The organism is Pseudomonas sp. BS3767, assembly GCF_900099665.1.
Lineage (GTDB): Bacteria > Pseudomonadota > Gammaproteobacteria > Pseudomonadales > Pseudomonadaceae > Aquipseudomonas > Aquipseudomonas cerasi.
This window is the reverse complement of record NZ_FNCX01000012.1, coordinates 1-18,492: the sequence shown is the minus strand read 5'-3', so window position 1 is coordinate 18,492 and position 18,492 is coordinate 1. Positions and strand designations below refer to the sequence as shown.

The window sequence follows — 18,492 nt, the reverse complement described above, 5'->3', positions numbered from 1 at the left end:
CTAACTCAGAGCCAGAAGCGTTGCGACTTCTGGCATGACCGCACTGATATTGTTTGTCTGCTTTTCCCATCGCTGGGCCTTTTATCGCTCAACAGCCGGCACGGTCGCGAATTGCGTGTGCAGTGGGCGCTCATTCGGTGCGAGCGCAAGGAGATCTGTCGGGAGATGCATCGCCGTAAAGACCTCAAGAAACATCGTCAGAGCCTGCGCAAGCGGAAGGCACCGCGCACATGATCCGAAATCGACGAGGACTTTATCGCACCCAACAAAAAACCCGCCGAAGCGGGTTTTTCCAAGACCATCCCGACTTCCTGTCGGCCGCCTCCGAGGCGATGGTCGATCATCCTTGATCCTGGTGAACTCCTGTTCACCACTTGATGGATCCAATAATACGCAGGAAGGACCAGTTCGGAAATGGCCAAATCCCTCCACCGCGTGTAAGCGTTTGGCTATACCGTGTCGGCGAGAACCCGACTGCGTGCCTGCCCTTCCACCAACCTCAACTCCCCATCCACATACAGCACTTCACGCCCCACCCACGCCAGATCAACCTGCGGCAGCACGGCCGAGGGTTTGCGCAGTTCACGCAGCAAGGTCGAGCCGTGCGAGAGACGTCCGCCCATGCGCGCAATCACCGCGCGGGCGTTTTGGTAGTGCGCGTGGCGTCCGGGGTCGAGGGTGTCTTCCAGCAGGATGTCCTCGCCCAGAATGCCTTGCACCTGGCCAGGATAGATCATGAAACCGGTGGCCTGCTCGGTGCCTTCGCGGCCGTCCTGCCAGAAGCTGCCGGCACGGCTGCGAATGTCTGGATGCGGCGCAAACCAGTGTTCCCGGTCGGCGCTGGGCATGGCGTGATGCAGGCGGAAGAACAGGCGCATCAGGTTGTCGCGATACCACTCGCGTACTTGCAGGTAGTAGCCGCGCATGCCCGGCAGGCCTGCGCGGTGGGCGATGCGAATGAAACCCGGCCAGGTCGGGAAGGCTTGTAAAGGCAGGTCAGTGGCTGCCGGGCGTGGAGTCGCGGGGTCGGTTTCCCAGGGCAGCCGGTGCGGGCAGTGCTCCAGGTCGTCGTAAGCGGTCGGTGGACGTCCCAGCAGGTCTCCGCCGCTGCTGGCCAGCGAGGTGGCGATGCACAGGTTGCCTTGCACGACGAATACGTAGAAACGGGTGAACCAGTCAGCCAATTGCTGACCGTCAGCACCTTGGGCCGTCAGGGCATGCAGCTCTCGGTCGAAACGGTGCAGTTGCTTTTCCAGGGTCAACAAGTGGCCACGCGCGACACGTTGCATCCGCAGAAACACCGGCAATGAGCGCAGCAGACGCAGTGGTCGCCACGGTAGATGCGGGGTCGCGCCACCGACCTCATCGGCGTAACTGCTGGAGGCGATGCCCCAATCAGCTAGGCGTGCGAGAAACAGGTCGTTGTTGATGTAGGAAGCTGCGCCAAACAGTGCGGTAAATGGCTCGTTGTCCTGCAACACGCGTGATTCCCAACGCGCCATGATCGCCGGGATGCTGCCTGCGGCACGCCGCTGTGCGTACTCGACCAGCCTGCTGGGCTGGGGCGGCAGGATCTCCGCAATATTGGCGGCGGTCAGGTGGCGGCGCCAGCCGTAGTCACTGATCGGGCGGTACTGCAGCAGCCACAGCTGGCGGCCATCCCAGGCCCACTCGACGTCGCCCGGCACGTAGTGGAATACGCGCAGAATGCCCTGCAGGAAGTCCCAGAGCGCCTCCTCAGTCAAACCTTGGGATGGCTTGAAGTCGCCGCTGCTCCAGGCCGCGCCGAGGCGGGAAATGATTGCTCGCTCAGGACTTGCCTGACCGTCGGCCAGCGACTCCAGATGCCCTTGCACCCACTCCAGCTCGACCGACAGGTGACGCACGAAAGCGATCCCGGAAAGCACCGGCGTAATGAAGCGCTGTACCACCACCTCTTCGACGCCAGCGTTGTGCAGCTCTGCAACGCGCACGGGTACGTTGTGGCTGGGCTCGCGAAGAAAAGTGGTACTCAGACCAGCATTGGCCGCATCGGCCTGATCCTCACCGAAGCTGGATGAGCGCACGGCCCATATAGCGTCAGGCTGACGGGCCAGAAACCCGGGCAAGGCCGAGTCATCGCCCTGCACCAGAGACAGTGCATCGGGCACCGGTTGCCCGGCGATGGCCGCCAGACGCAGACGGCCGCCTTTGGTGTGCGCAACGAAGCCGCGCTCGCCCGACTCCAGCCACTGCGCAAACTCGGCCGGCGCGTCGATCCACGGGTAGTGACCCCAGCCCGGTTTCAGGCTGATGCTCAGGTCGGCACGCGCCAGAATGGCCGACCACGCTGCCGCCTGCTCGATACCCAGGACCTCGTCCTGATCGCCCCAGACCAGCTCTATGGGATCTTGCACCCACTCCAGCAGCGGCAGCGCGGTGTCGGCACGCAACAGATCCCAATACGGCACGAAAGCACGGCAGCGGGCGTAACCGGAGCCCATGCGCTGGTAGTGCTCGGCTGGCCAGGTCTGCCTGGAAAACTTGTGCGCAAACAGCGTGGGCTTGTTGGCCAGCAGCCAGTGAATGGTCTTGCGAATGGGCAGCGGCGACATCAGCGCAGGCAAGCGCCGCTGCCACAGAAAAGCCCCCACCGGGGCCAGCAGCACGCTTCTGCAGAAGTGTCCGGGCTGGCGCTGCAAGGCATGCATGACCAGCAAGGCATTGACACCCACAGCGACGATGGCGCTGCCCTTCACGGTCGCCGCCAACAGCGCATCGGCATAGGCGGCGAGGTCTTCGCAGGGTGGCTGAGGATTATTGCCGAAGCCTGGCAGTTCCAGCGGCACGGCTCGATGCCGCTGAAAATGCGGCAGCGCGTCGTTCCACCATTCGGCACTGCTGCCGTTGCCCGCCAGCAGATACAGCAGCGGCAAGTCAGACATGACGAGGGTCCTTCGACGCGTGAACAACCGAAGTGCGGCGGTCATGGCGATACAGCCAGATGAGCGGCGGCAACAACGCCAGCAACGCCGCCAGATCGAGCCATACGTGCGACCAGACGCCCCCACGCACGGAAATCAGGATGTCCTGAGGCGCCCACAGCAGCAGGCCCGCAATCAGCCAGCCCCAGGGCATGGCGCTTTTCAGGCGGTTGCCCAGGTGCACCAGCGCCAGCATGTACACGGAATACGTTTGCAAGGTTGCGCCAAACAGCGCCATCCACCAAACCTGTTGCGCGCGAGCAGCGGCGGGAACCGCATCGGTCCAGAAGGCCTGCTCAAGCGTAGTCAGGTAGCCGTCGAGCAAGCCGGAAAAGCCTGCCCAAGTGAACACCAGACTGCCCAGCACATGCGCAACTGCGACGGCATACAGCCAGATCACCAGCGTACGGCGCAGGGTGTCAGAAGGGAGCGGCATACCAGGTCCTTGAGTCGTCCTTGTGAGGTGGCGAGTTTAGCGATTTATCGACGGGCTTAATACGAGCATGGCCAAACGGCTCAGACCTCCCACTGTTAAACAGCTGTTATTAATGTCAGTAGACAGCTTTTCTGTTGAGGCCTAATTTTAGGATTTCAGTAGTCAGTAAAAATCGCATGCGAGGAGATGATGATCATGGAAGAGGTAATGACACGTGTAAAAGAATTGGTGGCCGAGCATTTGGAAGCAGCGGCAGTAGAGGTAAAACCGACATCTGACATAACCAAGGATTTCAAGGGTAGCAGTTTAGAACTTGTCGAGCTCAGCATGGCTCTACAAGAAGAATTCAACATCGATATCCCGGATGAGGAAATTGAAAAATTCAAAACGGTACAAAACATAGTTGACTACATCTCAAAAAACAAAAAATAGACACGAGTAGGCTAAAAGCCCAGAACACCTGCTGAGCCCCCAACACCAGTTGCAGGCCCTTTGCCTCCAGTCAAAACTACCAGTAGCCACCGCCCTGCTTTGCCCTTCAATGTACGGCTCCGCTCCGTAGGCCATCTGCCGGGCGAGCCTTGCGGTCTGGAGTAGCGGTGATGGATGCGCTGAATGTCATCAATATCGGCACTGACGGAATCAACTCGTTGTTCAATGTCGTTCTGCAGTACGGGACGACTGTTGTTCTGAGGCTGGTGATCGCAGCCTTGTTGTGGATAGTGGGTCGCTGGCTGATCGGCGTGCTGGTCAGGATGGCACAGCGTTCGCTGACGCGGCAGCGGTTTGATCCGACGGTCCTGCGCTATGTCGGCTCGTTCATCACGGTGACGCTGAATATCATTCTGGTGATCGCCATTCTGAGCTATTGCGGCATCGAGACCACCAGCTTTGCGGCGCTGCTGGCGGCCGTGGCGCTGGCGATCGGCATGGCCTGGTCGGGTTTGCTGGCCAATCTGGCAGCGGGTGGTTTCATCATCGTGCTGCGGCCCTTCAAGGTCGGCGATCTGATTTCGGCGGCGGGCGTGACCGGGACCGTTGTCGAAATCGGCTTGTTCGTCACGTCGATCAACACGCCGGAAAACGTGCTGAATCTGGTGGGCAACAACAAGATCTTCTCTGACACGATCGTCAATTTTTCCAGCAATGCTTTTCGCAGCGTCGAACTGACCGCAATATTGCCGGGCACCGCCGACGAGCAGAAGATCATCCCGCGCCTCAAGGATCAGATCGCCCGCCTGCCCAATGTACTGAGCAGCCCCGCTGTCGATGTGCACCTGTCCTCCACAACGGCCGACTCCATCACCCTGTCGGTACGGCCCTATTGCCACAATGATCATTATGATTCGGTGCATCGCCAGACGCTCGCCCTCATCAGAGCGTTGATGCTGCACCTGTCCTGAGCGGCACGCATAGGCAAAATTCATCGCCCTTCAAGCTCACCCGAACCTGTTGGCAGCCGATCAATAAGGATCGGTCCATATTCCGCGTGGCCTCTGCTTTTTATCTTTACGGGTTTAACCATGAGCCTTTTATCTCGTTTTCGGGCCGGCACATCGCGGACCGAAGGCGCCATCAGTGTCATTACGTCCGCCCGGGAATTGAACGCCAAGCTGTCTGCGCTGAGCTTCGATCCGGTCTATCTGACCGGTTTCGTTTCGCCGCACGTCGACTTCGATCAGGTAGCCAAGTCTGTCGCTACGCGCTTTCCCAACGCGAAGATCAGCCTGTGCACAACGTCAGGCGAACTGTGCTCGGGCAATGATTCGCTGTACTGCGCGGCGGATAACCAGTGGGACCGGATCGTCCTCGCGCTGTTTGACTCAAGCGTCATCAAGAGTGCGGAGGTGGTGCACATTCCGCTGCACAGCGAAGACATTCGCGGTGCGGGCAAGCGGCTGTCGATGCGTGAGCGCATTGCGCGCCTGACCGACTCGATCAAGCGCACGCAGATCAACACCCCCATCGACCACCGCGACACGCTGGCCTACGTCACGTTCGACGGGCTGTCGGCGTCGGAGTCGTTTTTCATGGAAGCGCTGTATGAGTCCGGGCGCTTTCCGTGCCTGTTCGTGGGCGGTTCTGCGGGGGGCAAAGGCGACTTCAAGAAGACCTTGATTCACGACGGCAAACGCAGCTACGAAAACCATGCTCAGGTGGTGTTTCTCAAGAGCGCGAAAAACGTGCGCTTCGGCGTCTTCAAGAGCCAGAACTTCGCGCCGACGCCATTGAGCCTGAGTGTGCTGACGGCCTCCCTGGAAGATCGTTACATCAGCCAGGTGGTCAACCCCAGAGGCGAGATCACTACGATGGTTGCGGCGCTGTGTGACGCGCTGAAGTGCGAGCGGCATGAGCTGGAAGGCAAGCTGGCGCAGTACTCGTTCGCCATCCGGGTAGGCGAAGAGCTGTTCGTGCGCTCGATTGCGCGCATCGATTATGAAAGCGAGCGGGTTCACCTGTTCTGCGACGTGGCGCCCGGCGAAGAGCTGGTGATGGTCAAACGAACGTCCATGATCGACACCACGCGCAAGGACTTCGCGCGTTTTCTGCAGGGCAAGTCCGGAAAGCCGCTGCTCGGCCTGTTGAGCGACTGCATCCTGCGGCGCCTGAACAACGGCAGTGAACTGGGCCGGATGAACGATGTGTTCGGTGCGACGCCGGTGGTGGGCTTCTCGACCTTTGGCGAGATTCTCGGGTTGAACCTCAACCAGACGCTCACCGCCGTGTTCTTCTTCAAGGTGCCCGAAGGGCAGCCGTTCCGCGACGACTACATCGATAACTTCATCGCCTATTACGGCGAGTTCAAGGCGTTCTTTCTGCGTCGGCAGATCAAGAAGCTGGCCGGTCTGAGCCATGTGGTGGTCAAGCAGATCGATCAGTTCAAGCAGCGTAACTTCGTGCAAACCATTGACCCGAGCGGTCTGGACGAGCAGATCCGTCCGGTGTTCGGTGGCCTGAGCGACCTGGGCGATGTGCTGGTCAAGGCCCATCAGGATCAGGAAGAAATCGCCGCTCAATTGCGCCATTACTCTGGCGAGCTGCATGTTTCGATGGATGAGCTGTCGCAGACCATCACCCAGCAGGAAACGGTTATCGACAAAGCGGGCAACACCGTCAAAAGCCTGGTCAGTCAGGCTGACGAGGTGGTGCTCGGCTCGCGGGAGCTGGCCAAGTCCAGCCTGCGCATTCAGTCGGTGGTGCAGATGATCCAGCAGATCGCCGGGCAGACCAACCTGCTGGCGCTGAACGCTGCCATCGAGGCTGCGCGGGCGGGCGAAATGGGACGTGGCTTTGCAGTGGTGGCCGATGAGGTGCGCCAGCTTGCGCAGAAGACGTCGCAGAACGCCAACGACATCGGCACCGATATCGAGCGTCTGGCCGAGGAAATTCGCAAGGTGGCGCAGCACATCGAGGAGCAGTCCCTTGAGGTTGGAACGCTGACGGGGCTGCTGTCGGAACTGGAAGGCTCCAGCGATATGACGGCGGGCACCTCGCAGCGTACCCGGCAACTGGCGGATACCCTGCGCGGGCTGACTCAGTAGCGACGCCTGGTGTCAGGACGGCACATCGCCCGTCCTGACGGCAGACCGTGTCGCAGGCGGCTTACTGGTTACCCAGCACGCCGACCTTGCCCATGACGTTGCTCATGAACTGCTGCACGGTCATTTTCTGGCCATTGAAGTCGACCATCTGGTTGGCGTAATGCAGGTCGGAGACGATGTTGTCGCCGTCGACCTTGGCCAGTTGCATCATCTCGGCCATTGCGCTGGCCATGTCGCCAGCGGCCTTGGCCTGATCAGCGATGACCTTGAGGTCGGTCTGGCCTTCACGAATGGCTTGCTGGGTCGCGAGATCGCGAATCATCGGCTTGGACAGGACGACCCTGGCGTTGACTTCGCCCAGGCTCTTCATGAGCAGCGCATCGGAAGGCTGATCGAGCGGGCCTGGATCGGCCAGGTCCACGGCGATACGCATGTGGCTTTCACCGTTGCTGGTCTTGAGCGAGAGTTTTTCCAGCTCGATGTGCGGTTTGGCCGCCAGCAGCGTTTTCATCTGGGTGTTCATCAGTTCCTGATCAGCCGTGTTCAGCTCCAGGCGGAACGGACGCTTCTCCAGCGCGGCCTGTTGCTGTTGAGGCAGGATTTTATCCTGATACAACTGATACAGCGCCTGAGTCGCCAGCACATCGAAATTGGCGATCTTGAAGCCCATGTGCGCAGAACCGACGTCCTTGCCGGCGTAGGCAATCATGCCGGCATCGTAATTGATCTGCGCTGCAAGGTTACCGGCATCTTCCTGCGCCAGGTTGGTGTTGGTGAAATCCCGGATCTGCACCTGTGGCTTGCCCACCACCTGGAAACCCGCGTTCTGGATTTTCATGTTGGTATGGCCCAGATAGAAACCGGACTTGCCTTTGGTGCCGCCCGTGTCGAAGGTCATGCCTTTGATCTCGATGCTGACCGGACCGTCAGGCGACGCGACATTGAGTTGCAGATTGTCCATGTTGCCCGCAAGGCTGAATTTTTCCGCGTCGGCCGACGACTCGGCGTTCAGGTCCAGACCTGAAAAACGGAACGTGCCGTCGACGTCGGTCATTTCCAGCGGGGCCATCTGCAGCGTGCCTTTGGTGGCGCGGTCATAGCCGATGCTGGCCTGGCCCGTGAGCGGTGGAACGTCCTTGCTCATGGCAAACCATTTTTCGGCGCTGGGGCTTTTTTCCATCTGGAAATTGCTCAGGGCCATGACCGGCAGCAGGTTCAGGGTCTTCAGATGCGACAGCGGAATGGGGCCGTGCTCAATATGGTCGACGAACAGAAACTGGCCGCCCTGGGTGCTATCGGACAGGTTCTGGATGTCGACGCGATAGTGCGCCGTGCTGCTGAAGAAGTGCTTGTCGAGCGAGAGCATTTCCAGTTTGACACTGGTGTCCGTGCCTTTGAACGACTTCGCCAGTTCCTGATTGGCCTTGCTGATCGAGTCGTTCAGCGCGCCTTCCAGCTGATTGCCGGTGTACCAGGCACCGGCCGTAGCCAGTGCGCCCGCTACGACGATGACGCCAATCGCTATACCTGCTGATTTATTCATAGTGACGTGAAGATATCCGTTCTGATGATGGGAAAGTCGTACCGGGACCGGCAGCGCCGATTGAAAGCCGCGAGAGACTATCATCGGCAGATCCCGACAGCCCAGCCTTCATGGCCATTTCTGTGGGCGCGTAGCCGTTCTGTAAGCGCGTTGGACATGGCCTTGTGCCTTTTGTTGCGCACGCCAATCCCGCGGAAAGGTTTTGAAACAGACCCTAGCCACAGCCTTCCCGGAAACGTTAGGCTGAAACGAATTTGGGAACAGGACGTGATCACATGAGCGAGCAGCAAACACAACGAGGCCCAATCAAGGCCGTCATTTTCGACATGGATGGCCTGTTGCTGGACACCGAGGGGGTTTACACCGAAGTCACCCACTTGATTGCCAGTCGCCACGGGCGCACCTTCGACTGGTCCGTCAAGCAGCACACCATTGGCCGCGGTGCCCGGGACTTCTCGGACTACGTGATCAAGGCGCTGGAGCTGCCGATGTCGATCGACGAGTTTCTCGAAACCCGTGAACCTATGCTCGAAGAGCGTTTCCCCAAAGCGCCGGCAATGCCCGGAGCCGAGGCGCTGGTCCGGCATCTGGCAGCCCACAATATTCCCATCGCCGTGGGCACCAGCTCGTCTGTGCATTACTTCGAGGCCAAGACTACCCTGCACCGCGCATGGTTCGAGCTGTTCGACACCGTCGTCACCGCCGACGATCCGGAAGTAGGCGCCGCAAAGCCGGCCCCGGACATCTTTCTGGTCGCCGCCCGCCGTCTCGGCGTCTCGCCCGCCGATTGCCTGGTCTTCGAAGACTCGCCGTTCGGTGTGACCGCCGCCAAGGCTGCCGGGATGTACGCCGTGGCTGTGCCGGACTCGCACATGCCGGTCGAGCAATACGAGCATGCGGACCTGCTGCTGGGCTCGCTGGCCGACTTCCCGCTCAAGGCGTGGGGGTTACCTGAGCTCGCCTGAATGACATGGAGATGCTGAGCATGAATTATCGAACCCTTGGCCAGTCCGGCCTCAAGGTTTCCACACTGACACTCGGCTCGATGATGTTCGGTGAGCAGACCGGCGCCGAAGAGTCGCTGCGCATCATCGACAAGGCCAGGGATCAGGGCATCAATTTCATCGACACGGCGGATGTCTACAACGCCGGGCGTTCGGAGGAAATCGTCGGACGGGCCATCGCGGCACAGCGCAGTGACTGGGTGCTGGCCACCAAGGTCGCCATCGGCCCGCCCGACGGCGTGCCCAACCGGGCCGGTCTGAACCGCAAGCATATTTTCAACGCCATCGAGAACAGCCTGCGGCGGCTCGATACCGACTATGTGGATATCTATTACCTGCACAAGGAAGATCACGACACGCCGCTGGAAGTGACGGTGTCGGCGATTGGCGATCTGATCCGGCAGGGCAAGATCCGTTACTGGGGCGTGTCGAACTTCCGCGGCTGGCGAATTGCCGAAATCGTCAACGTCGCGCAACGCCTGGGTGTGGACAGGCCGGTCATCAGCCAGCCGCTGTACAACATCGTCAATCGCCAGGCTGAGGTCGAGCAGATCACTGCGGCCGCGTACCACGGCTTGGGCGTCGTGCCCTACAGCCCGCTCGCACGCGGTGTGCTCAGCGGCAAATACGCTCCGGACATCGCCCCCGACAGCGAGAGCCGCGCCGGGCGCCAGGACAAGCGGCTGCTGGAAACCGAATGGCGCATGGAGTCGTTGCGTATCGCGCAGCGAGTTCAGGCGTATGTGCAGGACAAAGGAGTCGGCATTGTCGAGTTCGCCATTGCCTGGGTGCTCAACAACCAGGCCGTGACCTCAGCCATCGTCGGCCCAAGAACCGAGCAGCAGTGGGACGGTTACACCAAAGCACTCACGGTGGATATCACCGCTGAAGACGAAGCGTTCATCGATTCGCTGGTGACACCCGGCCATGCGTCGACGCCCGGTTTCAATGACGTTCAGCACTTCGTCTCCGGCCGCCTGACGCGCTGAGAGGATCACGCCTGCGGCCTTATGCCGCGAGCGAAGCCCTGATGCGCTCTGGAACGGTCGTTTCAGAGCGCATCGTCATAAAAACAACATGTGAAACTCCTGTTACCTGTGAACGCGCGCTCGGTACGCAGAGCCGATGAGCGCTAAGATAGGCGCGTATTTATCGAGTTCACCGGGCTGCAGCGCGATCCGGCGTTCGCCGTTAAACAGGATGATGTTTGTATTTTCGCGACGTACCGGCAAGTCTTGGCTAGTCTGTCGGCAACAAAGCGATTAATTGGACGTTGTCCAGCCAGGGTTGATGAAGAAGTAGGCCAATGCGCAAATCAGATAGAGAAGCCTTTCTGGGCTCCGTACTGGGCAATGAGCAGCCTCCGGCGCACCTTGCCAGAACCGTGATTGAAGAAAAGCTGCGAAACGCCATTATCGATGGCAGCTTGCCAAGTGGCACGGCATTGCGCCAACAGGAACTGGCGACGCTGTTTGGCGTCAGCCGCATGCCTGTACGCGAGGCACTGCGCCAGCTCGAGGCGCAGTCGCTGTTGCGTGTCGAAACGCACAAGGGCGCGGTGGTCGCACCGTTGATCACCGAAGACGCGGTGGATGCCTATGCCTTGCGCATCCTGCTGGAATCCGAAGCGTTGCGCCTGTCTATCCCATTGCTGGACGCCGATGATCTGGCGGCGGCGAAGGGCTATATCGAGCAGCTTGAAGTCGAGACAGATTTCGGCCAGATCGGCAGACTCAATCGGATGTTCCACCTGTCGCTGTATGCCAAGACCCACAACAAGCGTCTCATGCGTCTGGTTGAAGAAGGCCTGAACGAAGAGGAACGCTTCCTGCGTTTCAATCTTTCCGACATGGGCCTGGGCAAGCTTTCTCAGGATGACCATTGGCAGCTGTTGCGGCTTGCCGAGCAGAAAGCGATCGAACCCTGTGTCGAAGCGCTGCAGTATCACCTCAACCGAGGTGTTCAGGCCGTCACTCAATACCTGAACAGCAAAAAGGCCACCAAGGCCAAGTCGACCCGCGCAATAAAGAAAAACCCCGCCTGAATTATCAAGGCGGTCTATCCGGCAGGCGATGACACAACGTCTGCGGATTGGCCGCTTGTACCTCCCGCCCTCCTCTCCACATCTCGTCAGCGTATCGCCAGGCTCAACCCGGGCATGGCGTTTTTATCGCTATTTTCCTGATCTGCCAGATGGCCCAACGCCGGAATGAGGCAAACTCGGCCGAGGCGCTGAGGACACCAACCGGAGGGTGTTCCCTGGCTACGGCTGAACGGCTCGCGCAGGATCGGAGCGGTTCTCTGTTCATCTGAACTCAATGGATAAGGAGTTGTTGAACGGGGCAAACAGACATTGGAAGTCATTTCCAACTTCGCCCATTAAAAAATCCAGAACCCTGATTATTCAGCATATCGGCAACGCTGGGCGAGGCATTCGCTCATTATTAATAATTCTGACGTTATCAGTCGGGAGGGTTGTCTGCGCGCCTGTAAAACGTATTCAGAGCGTTTTATATGGCAACTTACATGCTAAAAAAACAGCCAGTTAAATATTATTAAAAAATGATTGCCCCCTCTGACAAATTTGTTTTAAGTTTTCTTCGCCGTCGGTGTTATTGATGGCTTACCGGGGTGCCCCCTCGCTGTACAAGGGCTAGCGCTCGAAACGTCGACACTGCATTGTGCCTGGATGTGAAATAACCGTTGCATGTTTGCGGCGAATGGGCCCTCACACTTAAGGCCTGCGCTTGCCTTGCTCCCACGTATTTCATTGTGTTCCACCGCTGCACAGCCGACACTTTTATATCGCAAATAACTGCATTGCTACTTACCGTTCTCTTTCAATAGGACCGTCATCATGCCTTGTGAAAAAACGCTGCTTGCACACAAGAAAGTTGAACTTGGCCGTCATCCAATCTTTGCAGAAATCACCACATTGGATGTACTCCGGCGTTTTATGGAGACCCACGTATTCGCGGTCTGGGATTTCATGTCGCTGACCAAGCGTCTGCAACAGGAGCTGACCTGCACCCAATTGCCGTGGCTGCCGCCGACAGATGCTTCCGCTGCCCGCCTGATCAATGAGATTGTCCTGGGTGAGGAATCCGATAACCGACTGGGCGCGGGTCACTACAGCCACTTCGAGCTCTATCTGGATGCGATGCGCGAGATCGGCGCAAGTACGGTGCAGATCGAGCGCTTCATCGAACTGCAGAGACAGGGCCTGCGTTACACAACCGCACTGCAGCAAGTCGACGCGGGGCAGGCAGCAACAGCATTCGTGACACACACGCTCGACATCGCCCTGCATGCGCCAGCACACAGCGTTGCGGCGGCCTTTCTGCATGGGCGCGAGAGTGTCATCCCGCAGATGTTCCAGACCATTCTCGATGACTGGGGCATCACCGCCGACCAGGCCCCTACCTTCCGCTACTACCTGGAACGCCACATCGAAGTGGACGCCGAGGACCACGGTCCGGCAGCAGAGCAGTTACTGGCTCGTCTGGTCGCTGGCGACGCGCAGCGCGAACGAGAGGTTTATCAGACCGCCATCGCCGCTGTGGAAAGCAGGATCCGGCTATGGGACACGCTGCGCCTGAGCATGCGAACGCCGCTGGTGCAGGCCAGCGCGTAAGTCCCGCTCGCAACACCCTGAAGCCTTTACAAGGAAGCCATCATGAAAGCAGAAGACTACATGTCGTTCATCGATGCGTGGGAAGGTCGCGCCACCATTCGTACTCGTCCACGCAGGATCGTCGAGAACGATGAAAAACTGATCTACCCCCTCAGCCGTCAGCCGCTGGTGCTCAGTGACACATTCATCCGCGAGTGCGCGCATTTGCGCGATTACGCCTTGGTACAGAGCCTCTACAAGTTCATCAACGATGTGGTGATCTTCGAGACCGAGATCGTCGACAGGACCGCACGCAGCATCGCCAAGGACCACTTTACGATTCGCTTCCCGTTTGCCTGTCGCTATGACGCGATGACGGTGGTGGTCGATGAGGACTATCACGCACTGGTCGCCATGGACTTCATGCAACAGACCATCGCCCTGACGGGCATAGCGCCTATCCCGTTGCCGGACGAGATTGAACTCAGCCGGGCCATTCCCGCCGCACTGGCTCTGGCCCCGGAGCATCTGCGCAGCGCAGTGGAGCTGATCTGTGTCGCCATCGCGGAGAACACCGTGACCAATGACGTGGCGGCGTTTGCCAAGGACGAATCGGTCAAGCAATCGGTCAAGGGCCTGATGGCCGACCACCTGCTGGACGAGGGGCGTCACTCGGGCTTCTGGGCGCGGCTGGTACGCATCTACTGGCACACCGCTCCCCAACAGGACCGGGAATCCATCGCCAGCATCATGCCGGTGTTCATCGCTCAATACCTGACCAACGATCTTCAGAATGGCTTCGACTTCACCCTGATCGACCACCTGCAGGTGCCGGACACCGTCAAGCAGGCGCTCAGGGACGAAACCAGGGCTGTGAGTTTCCCAGTCAATCGCCATCACCCACTGGTGGCCAACATCGTGCGTTTCTTCAAGAACAGCTCGATGCTGGACGATCCTTGTGTGCAGCGGGCGCTGGTGGACTATCTGCCGACTCGGGGGACACTGCAATGAAGCGCCTGGAGATTGTGCTCATGGGTCACAGCCTGACCCTGACTGAACTGAATACCGAGCTGCAGGACCACGGGCATGGCGTGCGGCATCTGTCCGATCAGCAGGCGCTGGGCGCGCTGACGATGCCTGATGGCTGCGTGCTGATCGAAGACGGCAGCCTGGGCCTGACAAAGGAACAACTGAGTGCGTTCGGCCACTTCACGCATCTGAGCCTGCGGTTCGGTATCAGCGGGGAACTGGAGTACGGGTTACCCCGGCTGGAGCTGCTGTGCTGGCATGGCGCTGCCGAAGCTCGACGCTTGATCGTTCATGAATGGCTGCCGGTCGAGGAATCAGGCAACGGGCGCGTACTGCGTGATGCCGCTGTCGCAGCCATGGTTGATCTGACGGCATTACAGATCAGCCGGCTATCCAGAGACGACGACTATTTCAACGGTCTGACAAGCGTCACACCCGCCCAGAGTGATCGACAGTATGGCTTGCAGGCGGTTGATCAATTGCTGTTCGAGCATCGTCTGAATCAGACAGATCAACCACACCTGCTGAAACGGGCCGAAACACCCATCACCGAGCGGCTGGAGCAGGCGCTGCTGGCGTTTGCCGAACGCCCGGCACTGTTCGTTCGCAACCAGACGCTCAGCTATCGGCAACTGCACGCGCACAGTCTCGCTATCCAGCACTTGCTGCAGCCCTTGCTGGCGCACGCAAAAGCCGACGCACCTCCGGTGATTGGTATCTGCCTGAGCAAGTCAGCCGAGCTGTACGCGGGCATCCTCGCGATTCTGGGTTGCGGTGCGGTGTACCTGCCGCTTGATCCCGGCCAGCCTGTGCAGCGTCAGCAGTACATTCTGGAAAACTCGGGGGCGATGCTGTTGCTGCACGATGGCTCGCACCCACTGGCCGCTGCGGAGTTTCCGGCGCTGGATATCGCGGCGGTGCCTGTCGAGGACGTAGCTTCAGCGCATACAGGCGCCGCTGCCGATCAGGATGCGCCCTGCATGGCGCTGTACACGTCGGGTACCACCGGGCAGCCGAAAGGCGTATTGCTCAGCCAGCGCAATCTCAGCCACTTCACCGCCTGGTATGCCGAGCATGTGAGCCTGAACGAACATAGCCGGGTGCTGCAGTTCTCGACGCTGAGTTTCGACTCGTCGATCATCGACATTTTCCCCACCTGGCTCAGCGGCGCCGAACTGGTGGTCCCCGATGAGGATCAGCGGCGTGATCCGTTGCAGCTGGTCCGCGTACTGCAACAAGGCATCACCCATGCATTCCTGCCGCCGGCGCTGTTGAGCATCCTGCCGCTGGATCAGCCGCTGGGGCTTGAACATGTCATGACCGGAGGCGACGTCTGCGAGCCGCATGTGATTGTGCAACTCACCGGGCAATGTCATTTCCACAACCTGTACGGCCCCACCGAAGCCACGGTGTTGGTCACCGCCTGCGAGTTCGGGCCGTCCAGCAGCAACCGCCATCTGGGCCGACCGATCGCCAACAGCCAGGCGTGGATTCTGGACGAGCAATTGCAGCCCGTGGCCGAGCAGACTCAGGGGGAGCTGTACATCGTCGGACCCGGTGTGTGCCTGGGCTATGTCAACAACCCAGAGCTTACCGCCGAGCGTTATGTGTGGCTGATGAAACCGGATGGGCAGCTAATGCGCGCCTATCGCACCGGCGATATCGCCAAGTGGACGGCTGACGGCATCGTCCTCAGCGGACGTCGTGATAATCAGGTAAAGATTCGCGGCTTTCGGGTCGAGCCCGAGGAGATCGAGCATTGCCTGCGCGACAGCGGACTGTATCGACAGGTTGCCGTGGTGATCGACAACCAACGGCGAATTCTGGCGTTTCTCGCTCAACCGTATATTGAGCATGACGAACAGGCGCTAAAGGCCCATGTACAACGTCTGCTGCCTGATTACATGCACCCCGCCGTCTACACGATGTTGCCCGGCATGCCATTCGCCAGCAACGGCAAGGTAGATCGTAAAGCGCTTCTGGAAATACCGCTGAGCTTTACCGGGCAGCACACTCGCCGTCTGCCCGAGACTACGCAGGAGCAGGCACTGCTCGAGCTATGGGGCGAGCTGCTGGAGCTGCCGCCAGACGACATCTCGACTGATGAAAGCTTTTTCAATCTCGGAGGCCACTCGATCCTCCTGTCGCGCCTGTTGCTGGGGGTTCGTGAACGCTTTGGGCGCAGCATTCCTATCAATCGTTTTATCGAAGCACCGACAGTACTGACGCTGGCCAGCCTGATCGACAGCGACGGCACTTCGGCGGGTGTCCTCAGTGCTCAGGCGCTGCGGGATGCCAACCCGGACTTTCAACTGGCTACATTGCCCGTCAGCAGGCTGGGTGATGTTCATAAGGTGATTGTCACGGGTGCCAATGGCTTTCTGGGTGTGCATATCGTCCAAGCGCTGCTCAATTGGGGAGCGACAGAGATCGCCTGCCTGGTGCGGGAGACTTCTGGACAAAGCGCACAGCAGCGTTTCGAACATGCCCTGCGGGAAAACCGTCTGGATCACCTGGACCTGAGCCGCGTAAAGGTCTACCCCGCTGACCTGACGAAGCCAAGGCTGGGGCTCAGTGAAGCGGTGTATGAACGACTGGATCTCAAGTTTGGTGCGTTGGTGCACAACGCTGCCAATGTGAACCATGTCCAGGATTACGAAACCCTGGTCAAAGACAATGTGGCCCCGGTCTTTGAATGCCTGAAGCTGTGTGAGGGGCGCAGTAAAAAGATCTTCAATTTCGTTTCGACGCTGTCTGCCTGCAGTGCCATCGATGCCGCTGGCAATGTGCTTGAACGACCCGCTGCCGCGACCCCGCCGATCTACATCAAGAACGGCTACAACCTCTCCAAGTGGGTGGCTGAGCGCATCCTGCAATGTGCCCGGGACCAAGGTGCCTGGGTGAACATCTATCGCCCCGGCAACATCGCCTTCAACAGCGTGACCGGCGTGTGTCAGCCACAGAAAAACCGCCTGATGCTGATGCTCAAGGGTTCGCTGCAATTGGGTCAGGTTCCGGCGTTCGCCATCAACTTCGACCTGATGCCGGTGGACTTTCTGGCGCGCTTCATCGGCTTCCATGCCAGCCGTTATCAGCCAGAACATGCGGTATTCAATCTGCATAACCCCGAGCCCTTGAGCTGGAGCGACTACGTGCACGCCTTTCGCGAGGCCGGGCGTCAGTTCGAGCTGGTCAGCGTCGAGCAATGGCAGGCGCAACTCCGGCGCGTCGACAGCCAGAACGCGCTGTTTGGCGTGCTGGGGTTTTACCTCGATGGGTTTGAAGAAGACATCGGCGATATCTCGATGATCGAGCACCGCAACACCCTGAACGGCATTCGTCGCATGGGCGAGCAATACCCGCAAAAGACTCCGGCGTTGCTGCGCAGGGGCTGCGATTACCTGAAAGAAATCGACTTCATCTGAGCCACTACCCACTGAGATAAATGGAGAACGACATGAACACATTTCACAGCAATCTGAAACCCGACACACTCATCAAGAACCCGGTGGCGTGCCGAGTGGTGTCCGCCGTGGAAGTCCCAGGTGATGCGGCCAGCGTATGGGCTGTTGTCGGCAATTTCGGTGGCTTCCAGGCATTCATACCGGCACTGGAGAGCATTGAGGTCACCGGTGAAGGTCCGGGCTCGGTTCGCAGCAAGCTGTTCAAGGATGGCAACGTGGCCATCGAACAACTGAACTCCAGGGACGATCAAGCGCTTTATATGACCTGGTCACTGATCCACACCAGCTTGCCAGTCAGCAATCTGTGGGCAGCAATGACTGTTGACGCTATCGGCGACGGCGATACCTGCCTCGCCAGCTGGACGATTGTTGCCGACCCTGTTGAGGGAGGGCCTGAGGGGGATGCATTTGAGGCGTTTCTTCAGGGGTTTGCAGATGGCGCAATGAGTAACGTGCGCAGCCTGTTTGGCTGACTGATGCTGCACCACAACAGCCCGCTCGGAGCGAATGCCTGAGCGGGCTTTTTTATTCGATAACCCATAACGACAAAACCCCTCATCGCGTAAGCGATGAGGGGTTTCGGAATTCAATCTTGACGATGACCTACTCTCACATGGGGAAACCCCACACTACCATCGGCGATACATCGTTTCACTGCTGAGTTCGGGATGGGATCAGGTGGTTCCAATGCTCTATGGTCGTCAAGAAATTCTGTTGCCGATCCGTTAGCAGGTAACGTTCCAGCGAATTTTGGTGACTTCTACTTAAACAAAAACCCTCAACGCGTAAGCGATGAGGGTTTCTGGAATTCAATCTTGACGATGACCTACTCTCACATGGGGAAACCCCACACTACCATCGGCGATACATCGTTTCACTACTGAGTTCGGGATGGGAT

Annotated in this window: 12 protein-coding genes, 2 rRNA genes and 3 pseudogenes; 12 read left to right on the top strand and 5 right to left on the bottom strand. The window is 59.1% G+C overall.

Going from position 1 to position 18,492, the window contains the following annotated elements; genetic code table 11:
• Window positions 1-48: 48 nt before the first annotated feature.
• Window positions 49-234: pseudogene (locus BLR16_RS28695) on the top strand (hypothetical protein); the annotation flags it as partial.
• Between the two features lie 215 nt (window positions 235-449).
• Here BLR16_RS28695 and BLR16_RS25670 read toward each other — a convergent pair.
• Window positions 450-2,924, bottom strand: coding sequence for a PEP-utilizing enzyme (locus BLR16_RS25670; RefSeq protein WP_092194598.1), 2,475 nt, complete (start codon window positions 2,922-2,924; stop codon window positions 450-452).
• Window positions 2,917-3,399 (bottom strand): hypothetical protein, encoded by a 483-nt coding sequence (locus BLR16_RS25665; protein WP_024661959.1) that lies wholly within the window; start codon window positions 3,397-3,399, stop codon window positions 2,917-2,919. The genes BLR16_RS25670 and BLR16_RS25665 overlap by 8 nt, the downstream gene beginning before the upstream one ends.
• Before the next feature lie 195 nt (window positions 3,400-3,594).
• Here BLR16_RS25665 and acpP point away from each other — a divergent pair, with 195 nt between their 5' ends.
• From acpP to BLR16_RS29400, 4 genes and pseudogenes are all read left to right on the top strand, one after another.
• On the top strand, window positions 3,595-3,831 hold the full coding sequence (gene acpP, locus BLR16_RS25660; RefSeq protein ID WP_072367182.1) for an acyl carrier protein: 237 nt from the start codon (window positions 3,595-3,597) through the stop codon (window positions 3,829-3,831).
• A 170-nt stretch (window positions 3,832-4,001) separates the two neighbouring features.
• Window positions 4,002-4,802 (top strand): mechanosensitive ion channel family protein, encoded by an 801-nt coding sequence (locus tag BLR16_RS25655; protein ID WP_074806891.1) that lies wholly within the window; start codon window positions 4,002-4,004, stop codon window positions 4,800-4,802.
• Between the two features lie 120 nt (window positions 4,803-4,922).
• A pseudogene (locus BLR16_RS29405) lies at window positions 4,923-6,029 on the top strand (FIST signal transduction protein); the annotation flags it as partial.
• Window positions 6,030-6,584: 555 nt separating this feature from the next.
• Window positions 6,585-6,941: pseudogene (locus BLR16_RS29400) on the top strand (methyl-accepting chemotaxis protein); the annotation flags it as partial.
• Between the two features lie 61 nt (window positions 6,942-7,002).
• Here the strand turns inward: BLR16_RS29400 and BLR16_RS25645 are convergent.
• Window positions 7,003-8,484, bottom strand: a complete 1,482-nt coding sequence (locus tag BLR16_RS25645) for a YdgA family protein (protein ID WP_003372995.1) — start codon at window positions 8,482-8,484, stop codon at window positions 7,003-7,005.
• A gap of 275 nt (window positions 8,485-8,759) precedes the next feature.
• Here BLR16_RS25645 and BLR16_RS25640 point away from each other — a divergent pair, with 275 nt between their 5' ends.
• The 7 genes from BLR16_RS25640 to BLR16_RS25610 all read left to right on the top strand — a co-directional run bounded on the left by BLR16_RS25640 (window position 8,760) and on the right by BLR16_RS25610 (window position 18,067).
• Window positions 8,760-9,449 carry an HAD-IA family hydrolase gene (locus BLR16_RS25640; RefSeq protein WP_003372998.1) on the top strand — a complete coding sequence of 230 codons (690 nt, stop codon included), beginning with the start codon at window positions 8,760-8,762 and terminating at the stop codon, window positions 9,447-9,449.
• A 20-nt stretch (window positions 9,450-9,469) separates the two neighbouring features.
• Window positions 9,470-10,477 carry an aldo/keto reductase gene (locus BLR16_RS25635; protein ID WP_074807415.1) on the top strand — a complete coding sequence of 336 codons (1,008 nt, stop codon included), beginning with the start codon at window positions 9,470-9,472 and terminating at the stop codon, window positions 10,475-10,477.
• 317 nt (window positions 10,478-10,794) lie between these two features.
• Window positions 10,795-11,532 (top strand): GntR family transcriptional regulator, encoded by a 738-nt coding sequence (locus tag BLR16_RS25630; RefSeq protein WP_044310692.1) that lies wholly within the window; start codon window positions 10,795-10,797, stop codon window positions 11,530-11,532.
• 813 nt (window positions 11,533-12,345) lie between these two features.
• On the top strand, window positions 12,346-13,122 hold the full coding sequence (locus BLR16_RS25625) for a DUF3050 domain-containing protein (RefSeq protein WP_003434947.1): 777 nt from the start codon (window positions 12,346-12,348) through the stop codon (window positions 13,120-13,122).
• Window positions 13,123-13,164: 42 nt separating this feature from the next.
• Window positions 13,165-14,112 (top strand): diiron oxygenase, encoded by a 948-nt coding sequence (locus tag BLR16_RS25620; RefSeq protein ID WP_072367178.1) that lies wholly within the window; start codon window positions 13,165-13,167, stop codon window positions 14,110-14,112.
• The gene (locus BLR16_RS25615) at window positions 14,109-17,555 is read left to right on the top strand and encodes a non-ribosomal peptide synthetase (RefSeq protein WP_074806888.1); all 3,447 of its coding nucleotides are present in this window, start codon (window positions 14,109-14,111) and stop codon (window positions 17,553-17,555) included. Before BLR16_RS25620 ends, BLR16_RS25615 begins: the two co-directional genes overlap by 4 nt.
• A 32-nt stretch (window positions 17,556-17,587) precedes the next feature.
• Complete coding sequence (locus BLR16_RS25610; RefSeq protein ID WP_074806886.1) at window positions 17,588-18,067, top strand: SRPBCC family protein; 480 nt, start codon at window positions 17,588-17,590, stop codon at window positions 18,065-18,067.
• Between the two features lie 117 nt (window positions 18,068-18,184).
• On the opposite strand, the gene rrf (BLR16_RS25605) is transcribed toward BLR16_RS25610, so the two are convergent.
• Both rrf (BLR16_RS25605) and rrf (BLR16_RS25600) read right to left on the bottom strand, forming a co-directional pair.
• Window positions 18,185-18,300: ribosomal RNA gene (rrf, locus tag BLR16_RS25605) — 5S ribosomal RNA — on the bottom strand.
• A gap of 107 nt (window positions 18,301-18,407) precedes the next feature.
• A 5S ribosomal RNA gene (gene rrf / locus BLR16_RS25600) occupies window positions 18,408-18,492 on the bottom strand; the annotation flags it as partial.

Coding starts and splice junctions, on each gene's coding strand:
- BLR16_RS25670 (WP_092194598.1), bottom strand. CDS start 2,924: ATGTCTGACTTGCCGCTGCTGTATCTGCTGGCGGGCAACGGCAGCAGT.
- BLR16_RS25665 (WP_024661959.1), bottom strand. CDS start 3,399: ATGCCGCTCCCTTCTGACACCCTGCGCCGTACGCTGGTGATCTGGCTG.
- acpP (WP_072367182.1), top strand. CDS start 3,595: ATGGAAGAGGTAATGACACGTGTAAAAGAATTGGTGGCCGAGCATTTG.
- BLR16_RS25655 (WP_074806891.1), top strand. CDS start 4,002: ATGGATGCGCTGAATGTCATCAATATCGGCACTGACGGAATCAACTCG.
- BLR16_RS25645 (WP_003372995.1), bottom strand. CDS start 8,484: ATGAATAAATCAGCAGGTATAGCGATTGGCGTCATCGTCGTAGCGGGC.
- BLR16_RS25640 (WP_003372998.1), top strand. CDS start 8,760: ATGAGCGAGCAGCAAACACAACGAGGCCCAATCAAGGCCGTCATTTTC.
- BLR16_RS25635 (WP_074807415.1), top strand. CDS start 9,470: ATGAATTATCGAACCCTTGGCCAGTCCGGCCTCAAGGTTTCCACACTG.
- BLR16_RS25630 (WP_044310692.1), top strand. CDS start 10,795: ATGCGCAAATCAGATAGAGAAGCCTTTCTGGGCTCCGTACTGGGCAAT.
- BLR16_RS25625 (WP_003434947.1), top strand. CDS start 12,346: ATGCCTTGTGAAAAAACGCTGCTTGCACACAAGAAAGTTGAACTTGGC.
- BLR16_RS25620 (WP_072367178.1), top strand. CDS start 13,165: ATGAAAGCAGAAGACTACATGTCGTTCATCGATGCGTGGGAAGGTCGC.
- BLR16_RS25615 (WP_074806888.1), top strand. CDS start 14,109: ATGAAGCGCCTGGAGATTGTGCTCATGGGTCACAGCCTGACCCTGACT.
- BLR16_RS25610 (WP_074806886.1), top strand. CDS start 17,588: ATGAACACATTTCACAGCAATCTGAAACCCGACACACTCATCAAGAAC.